The 3361-nt window shown below is 70.2% G+C and carries 4 protein-coding genes; all 4 read left to right on the top strand.

The window, feature by feature from the left end; genetic code table 11:
• Window positions 1-372: hypothetical protein (locus ACFU99_RS38265; protein WP_384401696.1), on the top strand; the 372-nt coding region annotated here is incomplete at its 5' end.
• A gap of 89 nt (window positions 373-461) precedes the next feature.
• Window positions 462-1469, top strand: coding sequence for an N-6 DNA methylase (locus ACFU99_RS38260; protein ID WP_384401693.1), 1008 nt, complete (start codon window positions 462-464; stop codon window positions 1467-1469).
• Complete coding sequence (locus ACFU99_RS38255; protein WP_384401690.1) at window positions 1466-1993, top strand: hypothetical protein; 528 nt, start codon at window positions 1466-1468, stop codon at window positions 1991-1993. The genes ACFU99_RS38260 and ACFU99_RS38255 overlap by 4 nt, the downstream gene beginning before the upstream one ends.
• Window positions 1990-3246: a DUF4192 family protein gene (locus tag ACFU99_RS38250; RefSeq protein WP_384401688.1), complete on the top strand. Its 1257-nt coding sequence runs from the start codon at window positions 1990-1992 to the stop codon at window positions 3244-3246. The genes ACFU99_RS38255 and ACFU99_RS38250 overlap by 4 nt, the downstream gene beginning before the upstream one ends.
• The last annotated feature ends 115 nt before the right edge of the window (window positions 3247-3361 follow it).

The raw sequence follows: 3361 nt of genomic DNA, 5'->3' as shown, positions 1-3361 counted from the left end.
CCACCCCACCTCCTGACCCACGCCGTGCCCGGCCGCACCGGCACGGCCGGGCACGGCCTTCCCGAAAGGCACCAGCCCGTGAACCTCCCCGTCGACAACGCCACCCTCGCCTCCTGGTCCGCCCTGCTCGGCCTCACCGAACAGCAGACCACCGCGGCCCTCGCCCGCATCGAGCAGAACCTGCGCACCGGCTACGAGTACCGGCCCAAGGAACTGCGCGACATGACCTTCGAGCAGCTCACAGGCGACATGGACGCCCACGAGGCAGCCCTGATGTTCCTCATCAGCGGCCTGCACCAAGCCGGATACCCCGAAGCCGCCTACGCCATCGAGGCCCGCGGCATCGGCACCGCCCTCCAGCAGACCAGCTGAATCCACCCCAACCCCGCCCCACGCCGCCCCGGTCGCGCACCGCGCACCGGGGCGGCCCCATGCGCGCCCGCAGAAAGGTATCCGCAACCATGCCCGACGACTTCTTGCCCCGCGCCGCCCCCCGGGCCACCGAACGGCCCGCACCGTCATGGGCGAAGAAGCCCCCGCCCAAGTCCAAGGCCGCCAACCGCACCACCAAGATCACCGCGCGCAAGTACGCCGCCCCGCGCGACCCCCACGACCACGCCCACACGATCGCCGAGAAGGTACTCGACGCCTGGTACCGCAACTTCGGCGGCAGCAGCATCGACGTCCCCCTCGGCACCGTCGCCGCGCTCTGCCTGCTGCGCAACGTGCCCGGCATAGCGGACTGGATACTCAACCTCCAACCCGAGGACCTCCCAGGCCTGTTCAAGGAGGTCTACCTCGGCCACTGGATCAACCGCCCCGACCTCATCAACCGTGCGATACGCCTCCACGACTGGGCCTGGAACCCCGAGCCCGACCAGCAGCAGCTCCGCGCCGTCCACGCCGTCACCCACGCCGCCGTCAACACCGGCCTCTTCGACCTCACCGGCCACGACGATCCCTGGCGCCGCTCCGAAGCCGACGTCCTCAGCCCCCTACTCACGGGCCTCCGCCACAAGAGCGACAAGAAGTGGCGCGGCGAGTACCACACGCCGGCATCCATCACGGACGCGATGGCCCAGATGACCGTGGATGCAGGCTTCGTCAAACCGGGGATGTCCTTTTGCGATCCCGCCGTCGGCTCGGGCACGATGCTCCGCTCCGTCGCCCAGCGCCTGCGCGACCTCGGCCTCAACACCCACGATTTCCACTGGTACGGCAACGACATCGACGCGTTGTCCGCCGGGTGCGCCGCCGTCAACGCCATCGTCTGGGACCTCGGCCCGCACTGCCTCATCGGCCACGCCGACTCCCTCGCCCCCGACGACGACTACGCCAAAGCCCACGCCGAAGCCAAAGAAGCCTTCGAGCAACGTAACCGCTACCTGGACACCGCCCACACCCTCGTCGCCTGGGACCAGGCATTCGCGCTCCTCGACGAGGTCATGCCCCAGGCCGCAGCCGTATGACCGAACCCAGCAATCTCATCCGACCCGGCACGACCCCTACGACCCGCCGCCGACGCCCGTCCTTCGCCGCGCCACGCGACGAGATCGACGTCCCGCCCCTCAACCAGATCGCCCCCACCCTCGAACTCCCCTGGCACCAAACGCCCACCGGCACCCCCGACCGCACCACCGACTACCACCACCCCGACGGCCACCATCTCGGCCTGCGCGTCCAGTCCCGCGGCCTCGCCATCCAGACCTGGATCACCGCAGGCCCCGACCTCCCGCCCATCCCCGACGGCGCAACCGCCACCGAGCAGGCCGACGCACAAGCCGCCCGCGACGCCCGGCTCCAGCCCGGCCGCACCTGGCACGCCGTCCTCAACACACGCACCAGCGAAGACCTGGCCACCGACCTCGGCGCGCTCCTCCGCGACCGCCTGCTCCCCGCCCTGACGAACAAGCCGCGCGGCATCCCCGCCCCGCCCCCACCCGCCCGCACCGGGCAACCCAACCCCCACTCCGCGGAAGGAACCCAGAAGTGAGCCCCGACAACACCGTGCAGGTCACCAGCCTGCCCAACCTCGCACAGATCCTGCCCTACCTCCTCGGCCACTACCCCGACGACAGCATCGCCCTCCACGCCCCCGGCGAGAACTTCACCGACGGCCCGACCATGACGTGCCCCCTGCCCGACGACCCCGCCGAGTGGAAAGCCACCGCCGAACTCGCCGCCCGCCAGTTCGTGGCCTACGCCCACCGGCAGGGGCACAACCCCGACCAAGGCGTCGTCGTCTACCTCTGCCGCGAACCGCGCGCCGACCAGACCCCCTGGGACACGGCCGCGCTCCTCGCCCCGGTCGGCGACTGGCTCACCGCCACACTCACCGAACTGCGCGCCACCGTCCTCCAGACGATCGGGCTCGTCGGGAACCGGTGGTGGGCGTACGAGTGCCCCGCCGAAGGATGCTGCGAAGGCGAACCGCTCCCAACCGCCAGCGACCCCACCAGCATCACCGCCCAAATGGCCCGCCTCGGCCGGACCCCCGGCCCCCGCACCCGCGACATCGTCAAGGAGTTCAGGCCCACCACAGCCAACCCCAACCTCCTCAAGCACCTGAACACCACCATCGACCAGTTCAACACCCGCTCCGCGACCCGCGCCGGACGCGACGCCATGCTCACGGCGACCTGCGCCCAGATCCATGCGGCCCTCAACCAGTTCCGGGCCGGAGCGACCGACCTCAACCGCTCCTTGACCACTCAGCTCATCGTCGGCCTGCACGACGACGGCGCCGTGGAAGCCGGCATCGCCCGCGCGGAGGACGACGACCTGCCCCACGCCCGACGCCTGTGGGCCTACCTCGCCCGGCACTGCGCCGAACCGTTCGCACAGGAGGCCGTCCCCGCGCTGACGCTGTACGCCTTCGTCGCCTGGCGGCAAGGCGATCTCATCGCGGCCCGACTGGCCCTGCGCGATGCTCTCACCGCCGACCCCGACTACGACCTGGCCATCGGCATACACCTCGGGACGATCGACGGCGAGGATCCCCGAGAACTCCTCACCAGCGCCCACACCGCTCAAGACGAGCGCATGCCCTACCTTCAGCATGCCATCAAGGTCGCCAGCGAGTACCTCCCCACCGAAACCCACGCGGACCGCTACCGCGAAGCTCTCGACAAGGCCACCGCCGACCACGCCGCCCAGGTCAGCACCGACGACGAACAGCTTCGCACCCGCTACGGCACGATCGACATCCTCACCGAAGCCCTAGTACTGCAACGGTCTTTGCCGTGACTGGTGGTCAGTTTCAGGGGCTGTGTCCGCGTCGTTTGTAGTGGCTGATGCGGGCTTGGTGCTGGCGTCTGCGGCGCCAGGTTGACCAGTTGAGGATGTGGTCGACGGGTGGGGG

This window comes from Streptomyces sp. NPDC057654 (assembly GCF_042800135.1).
Lineage (GTDB): Bacteria > Actinomycetota > Actinomycetes > Streptomycetales > Streptomycetaceae > Streptomyces.
The sequence above is the reverse complement of the archived record's forward strand: the minus strand, read 5'-3'. Positions and strand labels throughout refer to the sequence as shown.

What these genes read in the sequence shown, in the direction of transcription:
- ACFU99_RS38260 (WP_384401693.1), top strand. Translation starts at nt 462, where the DNA reads ATGCCCGACGACTTCTTGCCCCGCGCCGCCCCCCGGGCCACCGAACGG.
- ACFU99_RS38255 (WP_384401690.1), top strand. Translation starts at nt 1,466, where the DNA reads ATGACCGAACCCAGCAATCTCATCCGACCCGGCACGACCCCTACGACC.